This window comes from Paenibacillus sp. P36 (assembly GCF_045866505.1).
GTDB classification, from domain to species: domain Bacteria; phylum Bacillota; class Bacilli; order Paenibacillales; family NBRC-103111; genus Paenibacillus_E; species Paenibacillus_E chondroitinus.
Map to the genome: position 1 here is coordinate 8,592,493 of NZ_AP038372.1, position 24,085 is coordinate 8,616,577.

A 24,085-nucleotide genomic window follows, 5' to 3' on the forward strand; every position below is an offset into this window, starting at 1 on the left:
CTGTTTCCTAAACGGCAAAAAGAGAGGGGTGAAGTTAACCCTTCACCGCTCCCGCTACCATACCTTTTGTAATTTTATCGGCTAATAAGAAATAAATGATAATGACCGGCAGCGCACCTAACACGAGAAACGCCCCGATAGCCCCGTAATTAACCGAATATTGACTCACGAAGCTGTTCACCCCGAAAGGCAGCGTTTTGAGCCGCTCGGACGAAATGAATGTCGCCGCAAGAATGTATTCGTTCCAAATATTGATGAACGTCAAGATACATACTGTCATCATTGGAGGAATCGAAATCGGAAGAATAATGCTTCCAAAGATTCGGAAAACCCCCGCGCCGTCTACGACAGCAGATTCTTCAATCTCAGCCGGAATGGATTTCATGAAACCGCTGAGGATAAAGACCGCAATCGGCGTCTGAAACGCGATATAAGGCAAAATGATGGATAGATGCGTGTTCAAAGCATTCAAGTTTTTGAAAATAATCATCAGCGGCAGCAATGTTGCTTGCATCGGAACCATCATCCCGATCAGGAAGATGATCATGACGACTTGGCCATATTTCCACTTGAACCTTGTAATCGCGAAGGAAACCAAGGAACTAAGCAAGATAACGCAGACCATTGTAACCGATGTGACGAAAAGACTGTTTTTCAAATACTGGAAGTAATGCCCCGCCTCTACAGCCGAGGAAAAGTTCTTCCATTGAAGCACTTGCGGGAGGGCGAAAAACCGCCCCGACAAGATTTCCTCATTCGTTTTTAACGAATAAATAAACAACCAAAGCAGTGGATACACTTGTGTAACTACGAGCAACGACAAGAGTGCAATGACCAAAACTTTCAGGATAGAGAAGCTTTTGCGTCTCCGAGTCATTGCAGGTGCAGCAACCGCTGCTTTCCTGACATCTTGCATGGTGACACTCCCCTTCCTTAAGTAAATCTTCTCTCTAGTTTATTAAAGATACCATTGATAATTACAGTTGCAATCAAACATAAGACAACCAAGAATGCAGCGATCGCACTACCATATCCATACTTCATGGATAGGAAGGACATGTTGTACATATGTGTAGAAATGACGTCTGTCGCGTGCGCAGGGCCGCCGCCGGTCATAACCATGACCATGTCAAACGCTTGTAAGGAGCCGATAAAGGCAAGAACGATCGATATTTTGAAAATCGGAATATTCATAGGGAAAGTGATATACCAGTCAGCTTTAAGGCCTTCCGCTCCGTCAATTCGCGCTGCTTCATAAATATCAGCAGGAATGTTCTGAATGCCGGTGAACTGGATCAAAGTGTGGTACCCCAGGTACTGCCACAGGGCCACGAAATACAGAGAGTACATAGCAATCTTTGGATCCGTTAACCAGGATCTCGACCAGCTATGCAGATTCAACATGTCCAATACTTGATTGAGCATACCGCCCATTGCGGCAGGGTTATAAATGGTTTTCCAGAGCTGTCCGACGATAACAACGGACAAAATAACCGGTAAGAAGTAAGCAGAAACTAGAAAATTCGGCTTTTTGATGAATCGGTTCAAGAGAACGGCTACACCTAAGGCAATTGGAATCTCAACCATTGAAAATACAGCAAACATTAAAGTCCGTTTCACAGACGGCCAAAACACAGGATCATGAAACAATAAGTTACGGAAATTATCCAAACCAACGAATTTTGCACCGCTGATCCCGTTCCAATCCAGCAATCCACTATATAACGATACTAGAATCGGTACAAAAACGAGACAGACATAAATCAACAAACATGGCAGTACAAACATGGCAATCGTCCACTTGGAGACTCTTAACACATTCACTTGGCTCGCCTCCTTCATGAGATATACCAATCGGAATTCACCCTCTACACCCTGCGGCGCTTAGGATAAATTCCGATTTGGCTGCTAAATGATTATTTATTTACTTTTTGTTCGTATCGTAAGCTGTTTGGTGCTCTTTGCCAACTTCAGCAGGATCTTTCTTCTGAACGAAAAGGTTTTGGATGCTTGCCAAGTGGCCTTGTGCTGTTCCTGGGTTCATTGTGTTATCGAACGCAAGGTCGCCGCCTTTAACTTGTTTGAACATATCCAGGACTTCCATCGCCATATCGGAGTATCCAGCTGCTTTGAAGTCACCATCAACTTTTTGAGCGATACCTACCGCGCCTTTAACCGCGAATGCTTCTTTCGGGAAGTTCAACATGAAGTAGTTCAAGAAATCTTTCGTTTCTTTCAAGTGTTTGCTGTTAGCAGAAACTGCGAACGCGCTTCCTGGTGCAAGCATGAACTCGTCAGGGTTACCTTTGCCTTTAACCGTTGGGAATTTGAATACACCGACTTTACCGTTAACGGAAGAAGTCTCGATACCGCCTGTTGCCCATGAACCCATGTAGTACATAGCGGCTTTACCTGTTTTGAACAAGTTTTCACCTGCGTTGTAGTCAAAAGAAGTTGCGCCTTCTTGGAATGCGCCAGCTTGAATCAGGTCTTGGAAGCTGCTTACAGCATCCGTGAATGCCGGGTCTGCGAATGTTTTCTTGCCATCAACAACAGCTTGCAGGAAGCCAGGGCCGCCATTTGTGCGAAGCAGCACGTTCATGAACAAGAAGGAACCGGTCCAGGAATCTTTTTCACCGATCGCCATTGGCTGAATGCCTTTGCCTTTCAGTGTTTTTACAGCTGCTACCATGTCTTCGAATGTTTTCGGTACTTCTACGCCAGCTTGTTTGAACAAGTCTTTGTTGTAGTAAACGAGACCGATGTTGTTACCATCCGGCAATGCATAGATGTTGTTGTTGAATGTGTACCAGTTCAAGATGCCCTCTTGGAACGTGCCTTTCAGGCCGTTTTGATCAACCATGTCGTTAAGCGGGGCGAACAATCCTGCATCTACGAAAGGTTTCATTTGAGCGGCTGGATTCACGATGGTGATATCCGGAACTTCTTTGGAAGCTGCTTGTGTTTTGAGCTTCAGCTTTTGTTGGTCCGTGTTCAGGGAATCAAGTTCGATTTTGATGTTCGGGTTTTTCGTTTGGTAGTCATTCACGATCTTTTTCAACATACCGTTTTTCGGATCCGTTGGATCGGGATATATGTTTTGGAACGTGATTGTTACGTTTTCTTTCGTCGTGCTTCCGCCGCTAGGAGCTGCTGATGCGCTTGCGCCCGGTGCCGGTGTCGTTGTGCTGCCGCCTGCGCCACATGCTGTTAAGGAGATAGCCAGTAAGCCTGCTGCTGTTAATTGAAGACCCTTATATTTTTTAATCAATGTGAATCCCCCTCGTTTGTTTGGTGAACTTGATGACCCTATTATCGCTCGAAATTGGCAACCCTTACAATGTGTGAACTTTAGGATTCATGTTTACTTTTTATAGGTTTATGTACCTGAATGTATCCTTTCATGGGCATGCGAAAGACCGGCGATAGGGTTTGAAGAGCTTTAAGTTGAGCTTGGAAAGTGTTTGAGAAGCGTTTGAAAAGAGCTTGAAAAGCGTTGAAAAGAGCTTGAAAGCGTTGAAAGATGTGACTGTCAAAGAGCGTGAAAGTACTGTTAAGATGTGCAGGGCAATCAGGAGCATGAAAGTACTGTTAAGGCATGAAGAGCTTTGAACGTTGAGCAAGGCTTGCCATAGCCCCGGTATTCAGTAGGATACCCCTTATTGTTGATTGTAGTGACGTACAGAGGCGGTAAGATGTGGTTTGATATCGCAATTTTTGGGGTGCTTGCACGAACAACTAACTGGAAAAACTACCGCTAATCCAGCTAGCTTCGAGGTTTTATCTTAAATAAATGGAGTTTCTCAGGCTAAATTCATATAATTGCCCTGTAAAGCATAGAAACCTAGCAGTTTAGTTGGAGTTTTTCCAGTTAATCCATATTCACGCCTCAGTAACGCTCAAATAACGGTAGATTTTCCCTTTATTTTCTAACAACTCAACTCAGCACATGCCGTGAAAATAAAAAACGACCCTCCCACCAAATTGGCAAGGGAGAGTCGTTCTAATAAATAGACTAATAAGCCTTAGGCACCTCAACACGATGAGTGACGCCATCTTCCGTGAAGTAAATATGCGTGTCAAACCCTTGATCGTCCATGAAATAGGACACATACTTCGGCTCGCCATGCTTAATCGGCACCAGGAGCGTAGCGATTCGATGGCTGCGCGCCGGCTTCGTCGTTGCCTTGAGATGCCAATGCAGCGGCAAGCCTTCGATCTCGCTCATGTCCACATCCGCGAAGCCCTCATGCTGCGTAAGCTCCAGCTCGCCGGAAGAGCAATAGACGAAGCGACCGTCCATATCGGCTTTGCGGCCTTGGACTTTGAAGGTCTGCCCGTTCAGCTTCATTTCGTATAGCGTCTGGAACAGCCAATCCACGGTGCCCGTCTGTGACAGATCGATGTGATCCACGACGACAACATAGGTCCCAAAGAAGTACAGCTCGCGTACGTACCGTTCCAGATAAGGAACGTACTCCTTATACGCTGCTGTGGCATTGCTGCGGGAGTAGCCGTAGCCTTTGCGCTGCTCAGCCACTTCAACGAACCCGTTCGCCGCCATGTTCAGCACTTTGTTCTTCTCCGCGTATTGACCAAGGCCATCGATCAAAATATTATTCGTCGAACGCGTCTGCCTGCGCCAGTTCATGTGCATCGTGGAGCTGAACGCCACGTAGTAGCCGCTCTCAATCGCAAGCGGTTCACCATAGGCGTGCAGCAGGAACCCGTTTTGGTCGCCATGGCTATGGCTGACGGAGCCATATTTGCTGCTCTTCGTAAGCAGCATAATGTGGCGCTCAGGATCCGCCATATTCGAGTGAAAAGCGACCCAACCGATGTCGCGGAACCATTTTACCTGCTCGATATTCGCATCCGTTGGCACAATGGCTTCCACTTGCGGATAGTCGTGACGGAAAACCATTTCGTCAAAGCGGAAGTCCCACCAGCCGTAGTTGTAAAACTTCATTTCAGAATCGGTATCCGTCTCACGTACCCGCTCAAAATACCACTGATACAGGCCGTTCCCGGTCACACCGGCGAATTGGCGAATGTTGAAACCTGTTTTCAGGCTAACAGGATCCCCCAGCGTGGATTGATCGCCAAAGCTTGCGCGAAGCGTATCCGGACTGAAAGCGTACAATGGGAAATCGCCCGTTTTCGTAAAAAATGGCCGTTTATAAAAGTTAATACCTGTATATTTTTTCAGCAAGTTCATCGCTTCCGTAACAAAAGCCATCCCGGTCGTCCAATACATCGGACCTTCCGCCCAGCCTCCATCCGGTCCGCCCCAAGGGGAATAGATGCATGCATAGTATTCAAGGGTATAATCCAGCCATTCGCGCGCTTCCGGCTCTTCCTCTAACAAGGCTATGCAGCTCGGGACCAGCACGCTGGAAAGCGAACGAACGGCGTGGCTATCAAATGGCACGTGATGAATTTTGGAGTGGTCTATCACATGTGTAGCAATCTGCCGGGCACGTGCAAGCAAAACCTCTCGCACAAGCTTCCGCTCAAGCTCCGTTAACCGCCCATGCAGCCAGTCGTAGCCCCATGCAATCGCTCCAGTCATGCGGAAAGAGGCCTCATCGTTGTAATCGCGGCTTGTTGTGCCGTTGACATCCCAATTGCAGACGTGCAGCAGCCACGTTTTGGCGCGGTCCAGCATCTCTTCGTCAGCCAAAATCGTTCCGGCTACCGCCAAATGGCGGATCGCATACAAGACTTCTTGCGTGTCCATGTACATTTGACGCCACAGCTTGGCAACACGTTTGTTGCCCGGATAAGGCTGCGGCTCAGCGATGAGTTCGCGATCCATCCACGGTTTCACAGACTTTTCATAAAAGACATCGAACCCGCAGTAAGTCGGATCAGCTTCCAACTCGCTTCGGAAAGCTTCAACCTCAGTGGACTGGAGCCATAGCCGAGGGTGCTGCAAAGAGGCTTCGGCATAACGGTGATCCCGACTAGGCAGCGGAGTTTCCGGTAAGTCCGCCGGGACTTCAAAGCGTCTCACCTTACTCCAAGCGGTTTGTTCGTCTTTCTCCCCGAGCAAAGCGTAGCGCCAGTAGTAAGTTCCTGCCTCAAAGGCATCATCCGGTGTATATAAATTATAGGGAATCGGCTTGATCGTTTGCGTGTCAGCCTCGGAAAATACGTCCGACTGCGAAATTTGCAGCACGTAACGGTCATTCTCCAGTTGGGCCGGAATCCACGTGAAGCGTGGCGGGTTCTCCAACAGTTTAGTTTGCTCATTCGGTTCGTATTGTACGGTTAATACGCCGCTCTGCGGTTCGTATAATGGCGACAGGGTTGTCATCACGATGCTCCCTTCTTCTATCTGAAAATTAAACCTTTATCTTCCGTAATTTGAATACGTGATGTGCCTTTCGGTTGACCGGGTACGGCAATCTCAATTTCCTGCTTGGAAACACGGGTAATTGAGGCGCTGCTATCTGCCCGATACACGTGGATGAAATCAGCTCTACGGTCATTACGACGGTGCAGGACCGCTGTCAACGGTTGACTCGGGTCGATAGAATCCCCTGGCGTATGTACCGCCAGCACTTCATCGCCTTGCTCTGTTAATGCCGTGTGGAACACGGTGGTGTTCTCACCTAGCGAATAAGACAACTGCACTTGGCCTGCATCCGGCACCAGTCCGCCAATGATCGGGTGCTTCTGTTCCGTTAACTCGGAAGCATCTTTCTCTTGAATCCGAAGTGTGTACACCTCGTCCCGTTCTTCAAGCGTTCCTGTTAGAGGCTGAACGGCCGGGTGCATCCACCATTCCATGCTTCGCGCCCCTTCGGCAAGCTCCACCTGGAACCAATCCAGCAGCCACTCGTCAGTAAGTAGCAGGTGGCGATTCATCGTGCAGCCTTCGTAGGCTTCGGTGGATTGCAGCCAGGCGTAGACGGACTTTCCGTCACTAGACGCCTCATAGCGAACGCAGCGCCCTTCATGCGGCGCTTGGGACATGCCGTCCAGAGCCACCGTATTGTGGCTGGACGTTTCGGCAAACCACGATTTCCGCATATGCGAGCCGTAAGGCACCATGCCAAAATCGGGAGTAAGCGTTTGCGCAGGATGCATCAACGTCAAATGCAGCTTGTCGTAGTGGCCGTGGGAACCGCCATGCTCGCCGAAATCGGCGAGGAATGACAGCGGGTTCCCCGCCACACGGCCGATGACGAATCCGGCATCCGGCCAGAGCCTTGAAGCCCGTGGAGCCGTAGGAGCCTGCGGGCGCTCGTCTGTGCCATAGATCAGCGCCTCCAGCTGCTCGCCGCCGGCAGCGCCCAGCTGCCGGTACGCTTCGCGCAAGACCGGCGCGAGGCCGGAAATGCCGTAGATCGCGAGCCCCTGCTCCGCGATCTCAGCGATTTCGCGGGCATAGGGAGCACGCGCGAGCGGCCCGTCATGCAGGGCAGGCAGCGCGCCTTGGTCGTCGGCCAGCTCGGCGAGCGCCTCCAGCATGCCGCGCATGGATTGGCCCTCTGCGCCTGTGACGCCGTAGAGGTCAATACCGAAACGCTGCGCCATCTCGGCAGCGATCAAGTACGCCCGAAGCACGAATACGTGGTAATACGTGCTTCCTTCGAATTCGAACTGATCGGGTTTCACGCCGATCGAGAGATGATGCTTGAAGCCGCCTTGGCCTTCAATCAGCGCCTCCAGCGCCGCTTGTTCGCCGCGCGCCGCGTAAACGCAAGACAATGACGCGTTCAGCCAAGCGGTGTAATTGTTCTCCGCATTGTTCCGCTCATGAATAAGAATGTGCCGGTATTCTTCCATACTCCCGGCAAGCAACCCCAAGAAGACGTCGATAGCCGCCTGCTCCTTCCCGTCGAACACAACGCCTTTATCGCGCAATAACAAGTAAGCGCGAATCAGGGTTGTGGACCAGATCGCCTCCGTGAGCGCTTGATGGAACGCGCGCCCTTTCAGCATCCAGCTTTGCGCTTCCGGATGCACGGGGTAGAGCGGGAACTGCTCGGCGTATTCGACGAGCAGTCTTTTGCTAAGCTGGGCGTAGGAAGCCTCGCCAAGTGCTGCATAGACAGCCGCTGCCTGCAACGCAACGCGTGCCAGCGACTGATGTTTAAACACGAGCCAAGCGCCGCGGTAGGCTTCGCCTTCAATGCTGCAGCCGTGCGGACACGCGAACTCGGCTGCATCGACTTGCCCATCATCGAACACCAGTTCGGTGTGATGATGTGGACAAACATACTGGTGCCACCAGCCACCAGGTTCTTTGGGAATCAACAGGCTGCCGGCTTGCTGCAGCTTGTCGATTTCCTCTTTTAAGATATGGGCTATACGGTCCGATCTAAGCGCGGTACTCATCGCATCATCATCCCGCCGTTGATTTCAATCGTTTCACCTGTTACATAAGAAGCCAAATCAGAAGCAAGGTAAAGCACGGCGCCAGCTACATCATCAGGTGCTCCTTCACGTCCAAGCGGAATGCCGTTAATGGTCGCAGTACGAGCTGCGTCCGTTGTAAACGTCGCGTGGAACATCGTGTTCCCAATAAAGCCAGGAGATACGTTATTCACAGTAATGCCGCTAGCTGCGACTTCTTTCGCCAAGCCTTTGGAGTACGTAAGTACGGCTGCTTTGCTTGCTGCATACACGCTCGAACCCGGTCCACCGCCGTTATGCGCAGCAACAGATGTCATGTTGACGATACGGCCGTAGCCTTTGGCTTTCATGCCGGCAAGCACTCTTTTGCACATGAACACGGTGCTTTTCAAATTAACGTCCATAATGCGGTCGTACATCTCTTCAAACATTTCGGAATTCGGCACACGCTGTACCAAATGGCCTGCATTGTTGACTAAAATATCAATGGTGCCACCTAGCGCTTGCTCCACTTCACTTACGAGTCTATCGATCTGCTCGATATTCGTCACATCGGCTTGCACTAACACAGCTTCGCCGCCCGCCGCTTGAATCGCTGCGACAACTTCTTGCCCTTGTGCTACGTTATTCAGGCAGTTCACGCCAACTTTTGCTCCGTTGCTAGCCAAAGCCAATGCGATGGCGCGTCCGATCCCCGCGTTTGATCCTGTTACCAGTGCAATTTTCCCCGTTAAGTTGATGTTCATATGAATTCCTCCCATGTTTTGTTTAAGATATATATGAATGGGAAAATAAGAGTCTCTAGCGACTTCTATTCCCCGTTTACCAACGAAAATTTTGATCGTTCGCCTTGACGACTAGCCGTCCCGATGAGTGTAACGGACTCTAGGAACGTTAAACGAGTCTATTTGCTTCCTTTTTAAAGGCTAACGGACATGAGAGACTCTATTCCCACTTCAGAGCATAGAAATGCCATCACATCCAGCAAATAAGGACTACTGTGTCCGTTAAAATTGTTGGTGGTAGACTTTTGACCCAATTAAGGTCATCTGAGTCCGTTAGCGTCGATGGTCAGAGGTGAAGGGGCGTGGCAGGATTGGCAGCGTGACTCAAGCGTTCCCCAGGCGTTCCTCCTCCGCCCCGCCACAGCCCAGCCCGCCATCTCCCACCTTGCCCGTAGATGAGCAGAGGTGAGGCGACGTGGCGGGATTGGCCCGCTTCCATCAGCTCCGCATCTTCGGCCGTGCCGTCTCCGGCATCGTCATCGTCAGGCACGAACCGCGTCCCCACTCGCTGTCGACAGACAGCCCGTAAGCCTCGCCGAAAACCATCTGTATGCGCCGATGCACGTTCATAAGGCCAATGCCGCCTCGCCGAGGCGAGCCGTTTTCTTCCGGCTCCGCCAATCGATTCTGCTCCAGCTTCTTCCGCAGTTCCTCAAGCCGCTCCGGCTTCATGCCGATGCCATTGTCCTCCACAAAAACTTGGAACAAGCCGTTTTCCTTCTTGGCATTAATACGGATAAAGTGATGCGGCTCCACGCCGTCCGGAAAAGCATGCTGAAAAATATTTTCAATCAATGGCTGCAGCGTCAACCGAACCATTTTCTCCAGCAGCAGATATGGCGGGATCGCCACGTCAATTTCGAACTCTTTGCCCGTCCGATGCTGCAAAACAATCATGTAATTGCGAACATGGTTCAACTCATTGGCCACAGTAATTTCTTCCAAATTGGTCTGAACGGAATAACGGAGCATGAACGCCATGGCCTCCACCATTTCGGTGATTTCCGTTGAATCCTGAACAATGGCATAACAGTTAATCGTTTCGAGCGTGTTATATAAAAAGTGAGGATTAATTTGCAGCTGCAGCGACTGGTATTCCGCCCGCTGCCGCTCCAGCTTCGTCTCCCCTAGCTCCAAGGCATTTTTCTGCTGTTCCAGCTCCGCCTCGTAGACCCGCTCAATCATATCGGAAAGGCGCGTCACCATCAGGTTGTAGCTGTGAATAAGTCCGCCGATCTCGTCCGTACGGCCGGATTCATCGATGTACTGCCAATTTCCCTTTTCCGTTTCTCTCATACTGTCTTTCAACCAACGAATCGGCGCAATAATCGAACGCCCGAAACGGGTTGCCAGCCACAACGCAATGGCCAGGGTAATCAAACCTACGCTGATCGTTGTCGTTCGAATCGTATTCGCTGGTCGCCGCAGCTCGTCAACCGGCATGGAAGCAACCAGATTCCAATCGGAGTAACCCGATTTGCGCGACACAAACATGCGCTCCTCACCGTCATACTTGTAAATGAAGGTCTGGTTGCCGCTTGCCAGCACATGCGAAGCCAAATCGTCCTGCGGCTTGCGCTCGCTCATGGAACGAGGGTAAATGTAGTTCCCGGCATCGTCTATGATGAAAAAGAAACCTTTTTTCCCCAGACTCACCCGATCCCACGTCTTTGCCAGCTCATCCAGCTTGATCTCGATGGCAACGACCCCGCGATTGGCATCCCCGTAAGAAGGTCCTCTCACTTTACGTGCCATCGTCACAACAGAGCCCTGATCCACCTCGCGAATGCTCATATTCAGCAGCGAGATTTTGCCGTCAACCGGCGTCATTTTCATCAAATAATCATACTTTTCTTTCACCAGTACGGGGTCGAAGTTCAGCAAATTCTGGTTCTCATAGATGACTGAGCGCCCATGCTGGCCAACCGCATAAATCATGTTCAACTGTTTATATAACGTCACAACGGAAATGACCGAAATACGTGCAAATTCCTTGATCTTTTCGCTGTAAACATAATACTCGTACGAATCATCCGGCTTAATTTCCATAAATGCGCGCACATCCGAGTTGGAGGAAAACGCGTTGCTGAGGAGCTCGTAAGCCTGCAAATAACTATCCGTCTGATAGTTGGCGCTGTCGATCATTTGCTCCATGTACTGCTTCACCTGGCCATCTAGCGCTCTGGAAGACTGCACATAGGAGAAAGCACCAACCGATACGAGGGAGAGCACAATCACAATGAGAAAGTTGGAAAAAATTTGCCGTGACAGCGTCTTGCCTCTCATGTACGAATCCCCATTTGCTGGCGATACTCGGATGGAAGGCAGCCTTCATACTTCTTGAATGTTTTCGTAAAATGCGGGTGGTCAGCGTATCCGACTTCCCCCGAAATATCCGTGATGCGCCATTGCGGCTGCTCCAGCAGCTTTTTCGCTTTTTCCATGCGCCTGCGTGTACGGTACTGCACGAACGTCTCCGATGTACTTTGCTTGAACAATTGGCTAAAATATGACGGGTTAAGTCCGATAAATTCAGCTACTTCCTCCAAGGAAACTTCCTCTGCGAGGTGCGTCTCAATGTATTGCTTCGCTACCTCTACAGGGTCTTTCAGCTTCCCTTTCCGCTTATTCCTCAGCTCATCCAAGTGGCCGTAGACCGCATCGGTGAATCGGAGCCAAGCTTCCTCTTCGCTGACAGCCCCGGTTAGGGCAAGCTCGCCTTGCATGAGATACACATCGCGCACATTCAAACGTTGGTGCAGCAGGGTATGAATTTCCTCCAAAATATCGAGAAGCCGATTCAGCTTCAGTTTATAATCTTTGAGCTCGGTATGAATTTCTTCGAGCAAGCTATCTAATTCCGCTTGATGCAGCATCCAGACCGCATGCTCCATGCGGCTTGCCCATTGTTCCAGCTTCGTTACGGCAACGAAAGATTCGGAGCTAACTTTGGACCTGGTGCGAATCAGCTTCTCCAACACGTTTTGAAACCCTTTGATATTTACAGGCTTCAGCAAATACTCTTTGACACCATAAGAAACACATTTCTGGGCATATTCAAAATCGCTATACCCGGAAATAACGACAACCTGGATGTCCGCATCCATTTCGGCAACGCGGGCACACAGCTCCAAACCGTCCATTTTGGGCATACGAATATCGGTAAACAGGAAGTCAGGTCGATCCTCTTGAATCCGCTGTAAAGCGACAACACCATTCTCAGCCGTTCGCAGGCTTTCGATCGGCAGCTCCGATTGTTCGACTAGCTTTTGTAATCCTTTGCGTATCATCGGTTCGTCATCGACAATGAGGATGCGGTACATGAGGCGGCAGCTCCCTTCTTACCCTTCTGAAATGCCCGCTCCCCACGCGCTGGTGTGCTCGTGAGGAGTCGGTCATGCTCAATTGCTTGAGCTTATTTACGCGGCATCGACACAGTCGTACCGGAATCTTTGCTATTGAATTTCTCTGTAGCTTCCTTGATCACTTCATTGCCGCCTTTGGACTTCCACTCTTCCAATACTTTCGGCCAATCGGAGATCGGCTCTTTGCCGTACACCATTTTGACCATGTGAGAAAGAATAACAGGTGGCGCTTGATCGGACAGCGGTGAAATGTCTGGATTTTTCATTAAGGACTCTAGGCGCGGCTCGAAGTTGATACCATCGCGTCCTTCATTTTTCAAAGTCGTATCGTACACATTCATTAATTTCTTGCCATCTTCTGTCATACTAAGTGTGCCTTTATTATAAGTTGTATCTTGAACCAACCACAAGAAGGATTGGCGGTAACGCTCTTCATCTACACCAGCCGAATCTGTCGGCGATTTGTAGTCGATTTTGCCGTCTACTGTTTTGTACGTGTCGCCTTCGATACCGAATGTGAAGAATTTCTCAGCTTCGTCAGACATCATCCAATCGTAGAACTGGATAATTTGCGCAGCATTTTTCACATTTTTGTTGATGAAGTAAGCACGCGGCGCAGGTCCATACAAGTAGTGTCCGCCTTTACCGTCCGGTCCTGTCGGAGATGCGATGATTTCGATATCGCCCGTTGGCACCGTCGTTTTCAACTGTGTTTCCCATTGCAGCATTTCATTGGCATTCATGGACCACATGCCTGCTTTACCGGCAAGGATTGTGTTTTTAAATACCGTTGCGTTGATGGTTGCGAACTCTTTGTTGATTAAGCCTTCGTCAAACATCGTTTTGTACGTTTGCAGCGCTTTGGTCATATTCTCTGTATCGAAAAACTTCGGCAAAATTTGATCGCCGGACTTCTCAAACATGGAGAGGTATGGATAAACGTCATAAGCTCCGAAGAACGAATCCGCATATTTAAAGTTCTCGCGGCCCATGTAAGGGTTCTCAACGCCCATTTCTTTGAACTTGCGAAGTACAGCCATGTACTCATCGACCGTTTTCGGCACGCCTAGACCGGCCTTATCCAGCAAATCCTTACGAACGAAGATCGCGCGACGGGACGGGTTGGACAAATACTCTGGAATCGCATAGATTTTACCGTTGTACGTTACGTTATCCCAAGCGTCTTTCGGCACTTTTTTCAGCAAGTTCGGGCCGTACTGCTTCAGCAAGTCGTCCAGCGGCATGAATACGCCTGCTTTCACGGAACCCGCCATTTCTTTCCCGTTCACACCGCCGCTGCCTTGAACAACATCAGGAATGTCGTTGGTTGCAAACATTTGGATCATTTTTTGTTCATATTCTTTGTGCGGAACAAGCACGATATTCAAATCGGAGTTTGTTAGTTCTTCGAGTTTCTTTACCCATTTGTCTTGGTTGATATCAGGAGACTTCTCCACGTGCCCGAATGCCAGTGTACGCAAGGAGATGGAGAACTTCGTTTTTTCCGCCGGCTTTGCGCTAGCTCCGTTAGCTGCTGCACTGGTTGCCGGTTGTTCTGCTGGCTTGGAAGAGCAAGCTGCCATCGTAGTGGCCAAGAGAACTGCGGCCATCGTCGTGGGAATCCATTTTTTCATTTCTACCCCTCTTTTCATTTCGCTAAAATATGACCTAATACACACACTCATTGTAAAAGCGTTTACAATTTGTCGATATGGGCTGTCTTTAGTTCGAATTGTCTTTTTTTTAGAATGTTGTTAAAACTCGCCATCTCATACATGATTTCACAATTGAATCCTTATGATTTGACGGAGCCTACCATCATCCCTTTGACGAAATGACGCTGCAAGAACGGGTAAATCAGGATAATCGGGATCGTCGCGATAATAATCGTCGCCATTTTGATCCCCTCCGGATCCATATGAGCCAGTCCGCTAAATTGCGATGAGTTAGGATCGATACTGATATCTTCGGATACAATGAGCTGGCGCAGCTTCACTTGAAGCGGCCATAACGCTGGTTTGTTGATATAGTAAAGCGCGCTTTGATACGTATTCCAGTGGCCTACGGCATAGAAAATCCCAAGGGACGCCATAACCGGCTTGGATAGAGGAAGCACGATGTTCCAGATCATTCTGAGCTCCGAGCAGCCGTCGATCCGGCCGGAGTCAATCAATTCGCTAGGGATCTGCAGGAAGAACGACCTCATCACGAAAAAGTTAAAGGCGCTGATCGCACCTGGAATCATAAGAGCCCAAAGCGAGTTCGTCAGATGCAAGTTTTTCATCAAAATAAAGTTAGGAATTAATGGTGCTGTGAAGACCATCGTAATTAGAACCATAATCACAACCGCGTTGCGTCCGGCATACTCGGGGCGCGACACTGGATAAGCCAGTGAAGCTGTTGCAATTAAGTTGATGAGCGTGCCCACTACCGTAATATACACGGTTACTCCGAAAGAACGCCAGATGGCCGCGTCGCTAAACACATATTGATAGTTGATCGCTGTAAATTGCACCGGCAGGAACAAAACCTTGCCATTCACGATAGCTTGAGATGAACTGAACGATTGAGCCAGCACGTTTAAGAACGGCAGGAGCATCGCCAATGATAGGAGCGTTAGAAATACGACGTTAAATATGTTAAAAACTTGCCAACCGGCTGTCGGCTTGCGATTCATATAGCGTTCACCTCCGTCTTAATACAAGCTTTCACCCGTTGTTTTTTTGCTGAGCACATTACCAGTTACGATAAAGATGACACCTACTACTGCTTTGAAAAGACCGATGGCCGTTGTATAGCTGAACTGTTGGCCTAATAATCCCGCGGTATAAATGTAGGTATCCAGAATTTCACCATTTTCTTTATTCAGCGGATTCAAGAACACATACACGCGCTCGAAGCCGAAATCTAAGAATTTACCAATGTGCAGCAGGAACAAAATCATAATGGTTGGCAGCAGTGATGGAAGCGTGATTGAAATGGTTTGTCTCCACCGATTGGCACCGTCCACTTCCGAAGCTTCATACAAATCCGGATTAATTCCCGCAAGCGCTGCCAAATAAATAATCGTGCCGTAACCCGAATCCCGCCAAATCCCTGACGAAATGAGAACCGTGCGGATCCAGGATTCTTCACCCAAGAAGTAAATCGGTTCAAACCCCAGCCAAGCAATGAAATGGTTCACCGCGCCAGTTGAAGGGGAAAGAATGCCGATGGCGATCCCGCTCACGATAACCCATGACAGGAAGTGAGGCATGTACACGACCGTCTGGAGAACGCGCTTGTATAGCACAACGCGCAGCTCGTTAAGCAAGAGAGCCAGGATGATTGGCGCAGGAAATGCAAGCACTAAATCGTAGATCCCGATTAAGACGGTATTTTTCAAAATTTTGATAAAATCATAATGGGCAAACATCCGTGTAAAATGTTCAAAACCCACCCATTTGCTTCCGGTGAAGCCGTCAAAAATGTTGTAATCCTGAAAGGCAATAACTGAACCTAGCAGCGGTACATACTTGAAAATAATAAAATATAAAATCCCTGGCACTGATATCAGATACAGCGCCCTATACTTCCAAAACGTTCGCAGAAAGGATTTGCCCTTTTTCGTCTGCGCACGCTTATTCATCTGTTCTACCGCTTGCGCGCCTACCGCCATCATCTAGCCCCCCTCACTATTTCTTCGTCGATGTTATACCCCTATGGTACCTTGCTAAAGCGCTTGCAACAATGGAATGTCTTTTCACCGACTTGTGTTTTTTTTAGGTTGTAGTTGTTGCGTGCTCTACCTTGTACAAAATACAATATGGGGGACTAGAGCAGCTCGTCAGCTGAGAAGAAACTTCAACCTCGCACCTACAACTGCACCCTTGTACCTCAAATAAACGGTTCGATGCCATGCGTTTCACCTCGCGTTTCGAGTCATCTAGCCTATATTGCACTCTGTGCAACGAAAAGGCTGATAACACACCCCCTGAGCACTCTACGTTGCACTTTGTGCAACGATATCGCTAAAATTAGCTACTTTAAGGGTGACTTTAGGCCAAATGATTGTACTTTGTGCAATGAGAGTAAGGCTTGTGCCCTTTTTGCGGCTTCTACGTTGTAGAAAGTGCAACGAAGAGTGACGCAGGCGGCTCGAGTGTAACTCCCCCTCCTCTCCCGATACTCCAAATCCATTAGATCATTTCCAATGGAAACACGCTTTATCGCCTTATATCCTCCGCTCCATTGGATGAAACCCAATCACTCACCGCAAAATGGCCTCATATCAGCGCCAAATCGAGCACCCCGTTGGATTTAGTCCAACAAACAGGGTCTAAAAGCACCCCAAATCGCCTTTTCGTTGGATTTCATCCAACGAGGACCAACACACTTATGAACGCCGAGCTCGCTGCCACGGTCCATCACCCTAGCTCCCCTCACCAATCCCAAACCCAACAAAAAAAAGCCAACAGCCAAAGTAAAATTTCCACTTTAACCGCCAGCTTTTCAACATTTAGTCCATTTCCAACGTTTTGACGAGGCCTCTCTTCACTTTTATAGGCTTCAAATCCTTGAAACGGATGAATTTTTTCGTGTCCTCGCACCAAATGCGGAACTTGAGCGATTCCAAGCTCGTCATCAGCGTAATCGTCTGCACGTTGCGCAGCAAAGCGTTTTTGTTATGAACCTTTTCCAAGTAATAGTTCGGAACTCGCGGGCTCAGGTGATGAATATGGTGGAACCCGATATTCCCCGTGATCCAGTGCAGCACTCTAGGCAGCTTGTAAAAAGAACTGCCATGCATCGCCGCTTTGACATAATCCCACTCAGGTTCATTTTCAAAATAAGTCTCTTCATAGTTATGCTGTACATAAAACAGCCAAATCCCCATCATGCCCGAAACGAAAAACATAGGACCTTGGATAAGGAGCACAGACTGCCAGCCAATCGCCCAGCACAGTAACGCTAAACTTCCCACGATGCTAACATTCGTGATATACGTATTCATGCGTTCTTTCATTCCCGCACGCTTGCGGTTAAAACGATAATCTATAAGAAAAATGAAGATCGGTCCAATGATGAACATGATCAGCGGATTGCGGTATAGCCGGTAGGTAAGTCTTTTTTTCCATGAGGATTTCTGATATTCATCAACCGTCAACGTCCAAATATCGCCTACACCTCTGCGGTCCAAATTGCCGCTGGATGCATGATGAATGGAGTGCGTGTAACGCCACTGATGATATGGCACGAATGTCAGAATTCCTGTCAACGTACCGACAATTTCATTCGCCCATTTATTTTTGAAAAATGATTTGTGACAGCAATCGTGGAAGATGATAAAGATGCGCACCAAAAAGCCTGAGGCGATAATGTCAATTACGAGCGTAAGCCAAATCGAGACTGAAAGGCTTAAATAGGCGAAATACCATAATGCAAAAAAGGGAATTAACGTATTCATAATTTGCCATAGGCTGTGTTTCATATGCGGTCTTTCGTAGGGCGCTATGTCTGAACGCCACCCATTTTTATCATCATGCTTCATTCCGTTTAGAACTCCTTCTCTCCACATCGTGTCGGATCTGATTTGTTGTCACCTGTTGTAGTACGTTGCAGATCAAATTAAGTTCCCTAATACGGAAAGAAATATTACATCGCACTTTCATCATACGGTTGAAAACGCTTTTTGTAAAATGCAATATAAGTCAATCGTATTTACATAACTCGTCTGTTGTGTAGAATGTATACACATAGATGATGCCTAATCAGACATACGTACGTTATGCAAAATGCTGCCGGAAAGGAACTTTCCAAATGACGATATTAATTATTGAAGACGATTCCAGCATCCAAATGCTGCTCAAATTAAGCCTGGAAGTTGAGGGTTTCCACCCTATCGTAGCCGGTACCGTCGCTTCCGGTCTCGACGTGCTCGCTGCGCAGCCGATTGATTTAATCTTGCTGGATCTGATGCTGCCGGATCAGTCGGGCTTTGAGCTTTTGAAAACGCTGCAACAATCGTATAAAGACATACCTGTTATCGTACTCACAGCGAAAAACGAAATGAACGACAAAATATTAGGCTTCCAGCTCGGCGCCGATGATTATTTGACCAAGCCCTTTGAAACGCGGGAGCTTATCATGCGAATTCGGGCGGTTATGCGCCGAATGACCCCGGATACCACAACACATGCGGTTGATATCCTCCAAGCCGGGGTCATAGAGATCGATCGCAATGAGCGGTCTTTGAAAGTGGCAGGCCAACTCGTCAAAACAACCAGCAAAGAGTTCGACTTCCTCTGGTTACTGTGCAAAAATCCGAAGAAGGTGTTCACGCGGGAGCACATTTTGGACCAGGTATGGGGGTTCGAATACTACGGACAAACCCGCTCCGTCGATATGATGGTGAACCGGCTCCGCGAGAAAATGAAACCCCACGATCATGTGCTGGCCACGGTTCACGGCATGGGCTACAAGCTGGAGGTTTAAGCCATGAAGCTGCGCAATAAGCTGTTCATTCAGCACACCATTACGATTATCATGCTGCTGGCCGCGATGTATGTGGTCGTCAACTATACGCTAAGCAAAAGTATGATTGAGCGGGATACCCAGACGCTTAGCCAATATTACGACCTCCACCGCATCGAGGCGTTAAAAATTGTAAACGATAAAAAAATTAGCATCGAGCAGCTTTTTTCCGGGACGTATGCCCCGCTGATCGCCTCACATCTTGCCGCCAACAGCAACTTCCAAGTCCAGCTCTTTGATCCGGAGGGCACCATTATCGGCGATAGCGGAAACCGGGAAGATCTGGTGAAGCGGAGCGATATCGACGCTGCACTCGCAGGGCAAACCGCCACCGTCATTACGGAAGGTGAGAACAGCAAGATGCTTATCTATGCCTCTCCCTTTCTTTACGAAGGCAAAATTGTCGGCGGGTTCCGCTACCTGCTCGATCTAAATAAACACGAAGAAACCCTGTCCGCCATGAGGACCTGGTTTATTGGCGTCGCGCTGGGCTGCCTGCTAGTCGCATTGCTCGCAAGCTACTCGTTCTCTTTCTTCATCATGCAGCCGCTGCACGCCTTGCAGCAAGCTTTGAAGCTAGTGACCGTAGGCGATTTCAGCCGAAAAATAACCGTACGCAGCCAGGACGAGGTGCGGGAGCTGGCCGATGACTTTAATCAAATGTCCGAGGCGCTGCAAGAGCATATCGAGCTGCTCCATTATGAGCAGAGCAAGCAGAAAAAATTTTACGACAATGTCACACACGAGTTGAAAACGCCGCTAACCTCCATTATCGGTTTCTCCGATCTGATTGATAAAATGGAGCGTATTGATGATATTCGAACCTGTAATGTATACATCCGCAAGGAAAGCACGCGACTGCTGCAAATGGTCGAAGAGCTGCTGCAATCGTCGCTCAAAGGCGATGAGGCTTGGCGGGTGCAGCTTGAACGTACAGATTTGGCTGCAATCTTGACAGATAGCTTGCGCATTTTGGAGCCTACACTGCATAAATCCGCCATTACGACTGCTGTACAAGTAGTACCGTGTGAGGTATACATGGATCCCAAACGTACACAGCAGGTTTTGTTCAACGTCATAGAAAATGCAATCAAGCATAGCGGTTGCACGCAGCTGAACATACGGTTGGAGCAGCAGGAATACCGTTGTCTGGTGCGTATTACCGATAACGGCAAAGGCATGGACGAAGAGGAAACTCGCACGCTATTCCATCCTTCTGCCGAAAAAGCCGAACGGCCTGTATCCGCCCACTCGCATGGACTTGGGCTGCTGCTTTGCAAGCAGCTGATGGAGCTGCAAGGTGGCGACATCACCGTGCACAGCCGTGAGGGAAGCGGAACCGAAGTCATTTTGAGCTTCCAAATGGAACCTATACGCCCTCAAGGTCTGTTACAAAATTGATACAAATCAATGATTTTTCTGAGATAAAAGGAGAGTAATCTACATGCAAGAGGAGAAGAAAGGGCTTTCATGGTTGCGTCTCATCTTATTGCAAATCGTAATCGGTTGTACGTTGATCGGCATTTTTGCTTATGTATTCCGAATCGGCGTCGATGAAGTTCGAACGGTCCCGAAGGACCCGAACAGCCGTGACATGTTCGACGGCGTTCCTATGAGCATGAATGTCACGTACCCCGGTATCGGCACCATCTCGATTGATGATCCCAAAGAGTTGATTGCGTGGAAAGCTTCGTTCACACGTTTATTAAACGGCAGTGGGCAGCCCACTCGTGCAAACGCTTCACGGCTGCTGCTAACAGGCTCCATGGCCTACTTGGATCAAGAGGATGTGCCTTTTCAAATCGGGACCAGCGGCTTCCGTTTCGGCAGTGACTTGGTGAACTCGCTGGATACTAGCGCGGAGATCCGCAAACTGCAAAACATGCTGATCGACAAAACGCTCACCGCAGAAACCGTCGGCAACGTAATTGCCAACCCGGTGCATCAAGTATTTCGCTTGCAGGACGGCGTTCTTGCCGCGTTATCCGAGACGGATCGGACTGCGCTGACAGCACAGATGCGAACGGCGGTCCGGTTGATCGACTTCAGCCATTTTGACTTCATGGCGGAGCGCCCGAGCGCTCACTATGTTGTACAGCTAAAGGATGAATCTTCGAGCGGGAAGCATTGGCTGCATATTGATCTCTATGATAACGCTTACTTCATCGTGTTCGATTTGCTGGACGAAACCAACCATAAAGCCTATTTCAAGTTAAGTGACGCCTCCTAACCTATCGAGGGGATGGTTGATGAAATGGCTAGAAAGAAAAGTAACAGCTCCGTTATGATTTTATCCGTTATTGTTGTCGTGCTTGTCGCAGGATTCTTCCTTTACAAGTCTGGTGTTTTTGGTGGGAAAGCGAAAGGTAAAATTACCGTATATTCCATTTTCCAAGAAGAAGAAGCGCGTAAGATTCTGGATAAATTCAAAGCAGAGACCGGAATCGATTACGACGTTCTTCGTCTCCCGAGTGGTGAAGCCGTGACACGCGTTCAAAATGAAATGGGCAAACCCCAAGCGGACTTCCTCATGGGCGGTCCGGCGGATTCGCACGAAGTATTGAAAAAAGCCGGCGCACTGGAGAATTACATTTCTCCGAACGCCAAAGATATTCCAGACAATATGAAAGATAAAGAGGGTTCCTGGACTGGTTTTTACCTGAATCCAATTGCTATTGGCATCAACGAGCAGCGTTGGAAAGAGAAATACGCTAGCGCGCCTTATCCGCAGACGTTCCAAGAGCTGCTTGACCCTAAATTTAAAGGCGAAATCGGCATGTCGGATCCGGCAACTTCCGGTACCGCTTACACAGCCGTTGCTTCTCTTGCTCAAGTATGGGGCAAAGACAAAATGCTGGACTATGTAGCCAAACTGCTGCCTAACCTGAAAGAAAGACCGAAGTCAGGGATCGAGCCGATTCAAAAAGCGGCTAAAGGAGAGTACACCATCGGTATCACCTTTCTTGGCGACCAGTTGAAAATGAAAAATCAGGGCAGCCCGATTATTTCGATCGTTCCGGAAGCCGCAGGTTATGAAGTTGGCGGACTGGCAATTGTCAAAGGCGGCGCAAACACGGAAGGCGCCAAGAAACTCATGGATTTCATGCTAACGAATGAACCTGGACTTCTTTATACCGAATCGGCTTTCGCAAGCTCCGTGAAACCTACGGTACCGATTCCTAAAGGCGGTATCGACATCAAAACAACCAAATACAACACAAGCTACAGCTTATGGAAAGCTGCCGAGCAGCGCAAAGAGCTGCAGGACGCGCTCAAGAACCTCAAATAAGTAAGCGTTTCCAGGGCATTGGTGCCGCAGATACCCGCATCTTCTGCGGACCAATGCCCATCTAAACCAAGAATGTGGAAGGCGGTCGTGAGCCCCTTATGATTATAGAAAAAAAAGGCATGGGCACCTCGATCAGCAAGCTGGTGAAAGATCCCTCCTCGCTGATCCTCGTACTCATCAGTTTCGCCGTACTCTGTCTCTTCGTCATTTATCCGCTTATTTACGTCATTGCCTTGCCGGGAGCAACGGATTGGACGACCTTCTTCAGCAAAAGCCGTTACGGCACCGCCCTGCTGAACACGGTCGTCAGTTCCTCCCTTTCCGCACTAACGGCAACAGTTTGCGGTTTTATTTACGCTTATTCGATTCATTACAGCAACATTGTGGGGAAAAAGTTTTTCCGGTTTATCGCCTTTCTCCCGATTCTCGCGCCTTCCGTTATGACCGGCCTCGCCTTCCTGCTTCTATTCGGCAGAGGCGGCATGGTGTCGCAAACACTCAAAGCTTGGTTCAACGTCGAGCTTGATTTATACGGCTTGCCGGGCCTCTGGATCGTACAAACGATCTCGTATTTCCCGCTTGCCTACATGACCATTACCGGCGTTCTACGCTCCATATCGCCTAATCTGGAAATCGCCGCCCAGAACCTAGGGGCACGCGGTTTCAAGCTTTTCCGCACCATCACGTTCAAATTAGCGCTGCCGGGCGTTATCAACGCGTTCCTGCTCGTGGCGATCAACTGCTTTGCCGACTTCGGAAATCCCAAACTGATTGGGGGCAACTACTCCCTTCTGGCTGTTGAAATTTACGGAGAAATCATTAATAACGAGCCTGGCCTCGCATCTGTAATGGGCGTCATCCTCGTGATTCCCGCCTTAATAGTTTTCGTCATTCAAAGCAAACTGCTGTCTAAGGGCTCCTATTCCACAATAACCGGAAAGCCCGTTTCTGGACTAAATCGAGTCAAAACGTCCCGCAAGACGGACATCCTTTTGTTTATTTTTAACAGCATTATGGCGCTTTTCATCCTGTCGATGTTCGCTATCACGATCTTGTTCGCGTTCACGAAGAACTTTGGGAGAGACAACACATTTACACTGAGCCATATCACGAAAATGGTGTTCAACCCGTCCAGCCCCGCTGTTCTTAACAGCTTGGTGCTGTCGCTCATCGCTTCTATTCTAGCCGTCGGCTTTGCCTTAGTTCTGGCTTATGTCGTGGTGCGCAAGCCTTTTCCAGGTAAAAAAGCACTCGATTTCACAGCCGTTCTGCCCATTGCTTTGCCAGGGACATTCGTTGGCTTGGCCTTAATCGTTGCCTTCAGCAACGGGCCCATCATGCTTCAAGGCTCCGCCATCCTGATCATCGTAGCCATGCTGCTTAAACAAATGCCCGTTGGGTATCGGGGACTCACCGCCTCCTTTAAGCAGGTAGATAAATCCATCGAGGAAGCAGCGACCAATCTCGGAGCGGACAGCCGCCGTACACTGACAACCATCGTGTTTCCGATGCTGCAAAAAACCATTGTCGCCAACTTCGTCTACGCTTTTATGAAAAATATGAACACCTTAAGCACCATTGTCTTTCTGATTACGCCCAAATGGGTCGTCGCCGCCGTATCGATCTTCAACTACGCTGAGACCGGGACCTACTACTGGGCAGCCGCTGTTGCCGTCGGATTGATGGGAACTACACTCGCTACGCTCGGTGTAATGAAGCTTATTTTCCGCTCGAAGGTTAAAATATTTGATTTCTAGATGAGGAGT

At 48.9% G+C, this 24,085-nt stretch carries 17 protein-coding genes; 5 read left to right on the top strand and 12 right to left on the bottom strand.

Annotated features, from left to right (window positions below):
• Window positions 1–34 precede the first annotated feature (34 nt).
• From ACKTT9_RS37745 to ACKTT9_RS37800, 12 genes are all read right to left on the bottom strand, one after another.
• Window positions 35–877: a carbohydrate ABC transporter permease gene (locus tag ACKTT9_RS37745; protein WP_127454106.1), complete on the bottom strand. Its 843-nt coding sequence runs from the start codon at window positions 875–877 to the stop codon at window positions 35–37.
• 56 nt (window positions 878–933) lie between these two features.
• Window positions 934–1,824, bottom strand: coding sequence for a carbohydrate ABC transporter permease (locus ACKTT9_RS37750; RefSeq protein ID WP_181646517.1), 891 nt, complete (start codon window positions 1,822–1,824; stop codon window positions 934–936).
• Window positions 1,825–1,924: 100 nt separating this feature from the next.
• A complete protein-coding gene (locus ACKTT9_RS37755; protein WP_407869974.1) occupies window positions 1,925–3,271 on the bottom strand; it encodes an extracellular solute-binding protein in 1,347 nt (448 codons plus the stop codon).
• 744 nt (window positions 3,272–4,015) lie between these two features.
• Complete coding sequence (locus ACKTT9_RS37760) at window positions 4,016–6,319, bottom strand: DUF4962 domain-containing protein (RefSeq protein ID WP_407873190.1); 2,304 nt, start codon at window positions 6,317–6,319, stop codon at window positions 4,016–4,018.
• Window positions 6,320–6,336: 17 nt separating this feature from the next.
• A complete protein-coding gene (locus ACKTT9_RS37765; RefSeq protein ID WP_407869975.1) occupies window positions 6,337–8,349 on the bottom strand; it encodes a heparinase II/III family protein in 2,013 nt (670 codons plus the stop codon).
• Window positions 8,346–9,113, bottom strand: coding sequence for an SDR family NAD(P)-dependent oxidoreductase (locus ACKTT9_RS37770; RefSeq protein WP_407869976.1), 768 nt, complete (start codon window positions 9,111–9,113; stop codon window positions 8,346–8,348). The genes ACKTT9_RS37765 and ACKTT9_RS37770 overlap by 4 nt, the downstream gene beginning before the upstream one ends.
• 477 nt (window positions 9,114–9,590) lie before the next feature.
• Complete coding sequence (locus tag ACKTT9_RS37775) at window positions 9,591–11,438, bottom strand: sensor histidine kinase (RefSeq protein ID WP_407869977.1); 1,848 nt, start codon at window positions 11,436–11,438, stop codon at window positions 9,591–9,593.
• A complete protein-coding gene (locus ACKTT9_RS37780) occupies window positions 11,435–12,475 on the bottom strand; it encodes a response regulator (RefSeq protein ID WP_407869978.1) in 1,041 nt (346 codons plus the stop codon). The genes ACKTT9_RS37775 and ACKTT9_RS37780 overlap by 4 nt, the downstream gene beginning before the upstream one ends.
• A gap of 92 nt (window positions 12,476–12,567) precedes the next feature.
• A complete protein-coding gene (locus tag ACKTT9_RS37785) occupies window positions 12,568–14,151 on the bottom strand; it encodes an extracellular solute-binding protein (protein WP_407869979.1) in 1,584 nt (527 codons plus the stop codon).
• Between the two features lie 161 nt (window positions 14,152–14,312).
• Window positions 14,313–15,194, bottom strand: coding sequence for a carbohydrate ABC transporter permease (locus ACKTT9_RS37790; RefSeq protein WP_127453910.1), 882 nt, complete (start codon window positions 15,192–15,194; stop codon window positions 14,313–14,315).
• 18 nt (window positions 15,195–15,212) lie between these two features.
• Window positions 15,213–16,145, bottom strand: coding sequence for a sugar ABC transporter permease (locus ACKTT9_RS37795; protein ID WP_246238890.1), 933 nt, complete (start codon window positions 16,143–16,145; stop codon window positions 15,213–15,215).
• Between the two features lie 870 nt (window positions 16,146–17,015).
• Complete coding sequence (locus ACKTT9_RS37800; RefSeq protein WP_407869980.1) at window positions 17,016–18,047, bottom strand: fatty acid desaturase; 1,032 nt, start codon at window positions 18,045–18,047, stop codon at window positions 17,016–17,018.
• Between the two features lie 269 nt (window positions 18,048–18,316).
• On the opposite strand from ACKTT9_RS37800, the gene ACKTT9_RS37805 reads away from it, so the two are divergent.
• The 5 genes from ACKTT9_RS37805 to ACKTT9_RS37825 all read left to right on the top strand — a co-directional run bounded on the left by ACKTT9_RS37805 (window position 18,317) and on the right by ACKTT9_RS37825 (window position 24,076).
• Window positions 18,317–18,991 (top strand): response regulator transcription factor, encoded by a 675-nt coding sequence (locus ACKTT9_RS37805; RefSeq protein WP_407869981.1) that lies wholly within the window; start codon window positions 18,317–18,319, stop codon window positions 18,989–18,991.
• Between the two features lie 3 nt (window positions 18,992–18,994).
• A complete protein-coding gene (locus ACKTT9_RS37810) occupies window positions 18,995–20,431 on the top strand; it encodes an ATP-binding protein (RefSeq protein ID WP_407869982.1) in 1,437 nt (478 codons plus the stop codon).
• Window positions 20,432–20,474: 43 nt separating this feature from the next.
• Complete coding sequence (locus tag ACKTT9_RS37815; RefSeq protein ID WP_407869983.1) at window positions 20,475–21,260, top strand: DUF3919 family protein; 786 nt, start codon at window positions 20,475–20,477, stop codon at window positions 21,258–21,260.
• A gap of 24 nt (window positions 21,261–21,284) precedes the next feature.
• A complete protein-coding gene (locus tag ACKTT9_RS37820) occupies window positions 21,285–22,319 on the top strand; it encodes an ABC transporter substrate-binding protein (RefSeq protein WP_407869984.1) in 1,035 nt (344 codons plus the stop codon).
• Window positions 22,320–22,417: 98 nt separating this feature from the next.
• On the top strand, window positions 22,418–24,076 hold the full coding sequence (locus ACKTT9_RS37825; RefSeq protein WP_407869985.1) for an ABC transporter permease: 1,659 nt from the start codon (window positions 22,418–22,420) through the stop codon (window positions 24,074–24,076).
• The last annotated feature ends 9 nt before the right edge of the window (window positions 24,077–24,085 follow it).

Excerpts from the sequence above, each read along its gene's own strand:
- ACKTT9_RS37745 (WP_127454106.1), bottom strand. The coding sequence starts at position 877 with ATGACTCGGAGACGCAAAAGCTTCTCTATCCTGAAAGTTTTGGTCATT.
- ACKTT9_RS37800 (WP_407869980.1), bottom strand. The coding sequence starts at position 18,047 with ATGAAGCATGATGATAAAAATGGGTGGCGTTCAGACATAGCGCCCTAC.
- ACKTT9_RS37790 (WP_127453910.1), bottom strand. The coding sequence starts at position 15,194 with ATGAATCGCAAGCCGACAGCCGGTTGGCAAGTTTTTAACATATTTAAC.
- ACKTT9_RS37775 (WP_407869977.1), bottom strand. The coding sequence starts at position 11,438 with ATGAGAGGCAAGACGCTGTCACGGCAAATTTTTTCCAACTTTCTCATT.
- ACKTT9_RS37805 (WP_407869981.1), top strand. The coding sequence starts at position 18,317 with ATGACGATATTAATTATTGAAGACGATTCCAGCATCCAAATGCTGCTC.
- ACKTT9_RS37795 (WP_246238890.1), bottom strand. The coding sequence starts at position 16,145 with ATGAATAAGCGTGCGCAGACGAAAAAGGGCAAATCCTTTCTGCGAACG.
- ACKTT9_RS37785 (WP_407869979.1), bottom strand. The coding sequence starts at position 14,151 with ATGAAAAAATGGATTCCCACGACGATGGCCGCAGTTCTCTTGGCCACT.
- ACKTT9_RS37780 (WP_407869978.1), bottom strand. The coding sequence starts at position 12,475 with ATGTACCGCATCCTCATTGTCGATGACGAACCGATGATACGCAAAGGA.
- ACKTT9_RS37825 (WP_407869985.1), top strand. The coding sequence starts at position 22,418 with ATGATTATAGAAAAAAAAGGCATGGGCACCTCGATCAGCAAGCTGGTG.
- ACKTT9_RS37810 (WP_407869982.1), top strand. The coding sequence starts at position 18,995 with ATGAAGCTGCGCAATAAGCTGTTCATTCAGCACACCATTACGATTATC.
- ACKTT9_RS37770 (WP_407869976.1), bottom strand. The coding sequence starts at position 9,113 with ATGAACATCAACTTAACGGGGAAAATTGCACTGGTAACAGGATCAAAC.
- ACKTT9_RS37815 (WP_407869983.1), top strand. The coding sequence starts at position 20,475 with ATGCAAGAGGAGAAGAAAGGGCTTTCATGGTTGCGTCTCATCTTATTG.
- ACKTT9_RS37820 (WP_407869984.1), top strand. The coding sequence starts at position 21,285 with ATGGCTAGAAAGAAAAGTAACAGCTCCGTTATGATTTTATCCGTTATT.
- ACKTT9_RS37765 (WP_407869975.1), bottom strand. The coding sequence starts at position 8,349 with ATGAGTACCGCGCTTAGATCGGACCGTATAGCCCATATCTTAAAAGAG.
- ACKTT9_RS37760 (WP_407873190.1), bottom strand. The coding sequence starts at position 6,319 with ATGACAACCCTGTCGCCATTATACGAACCGCAGAGCGGCGTATTAACC.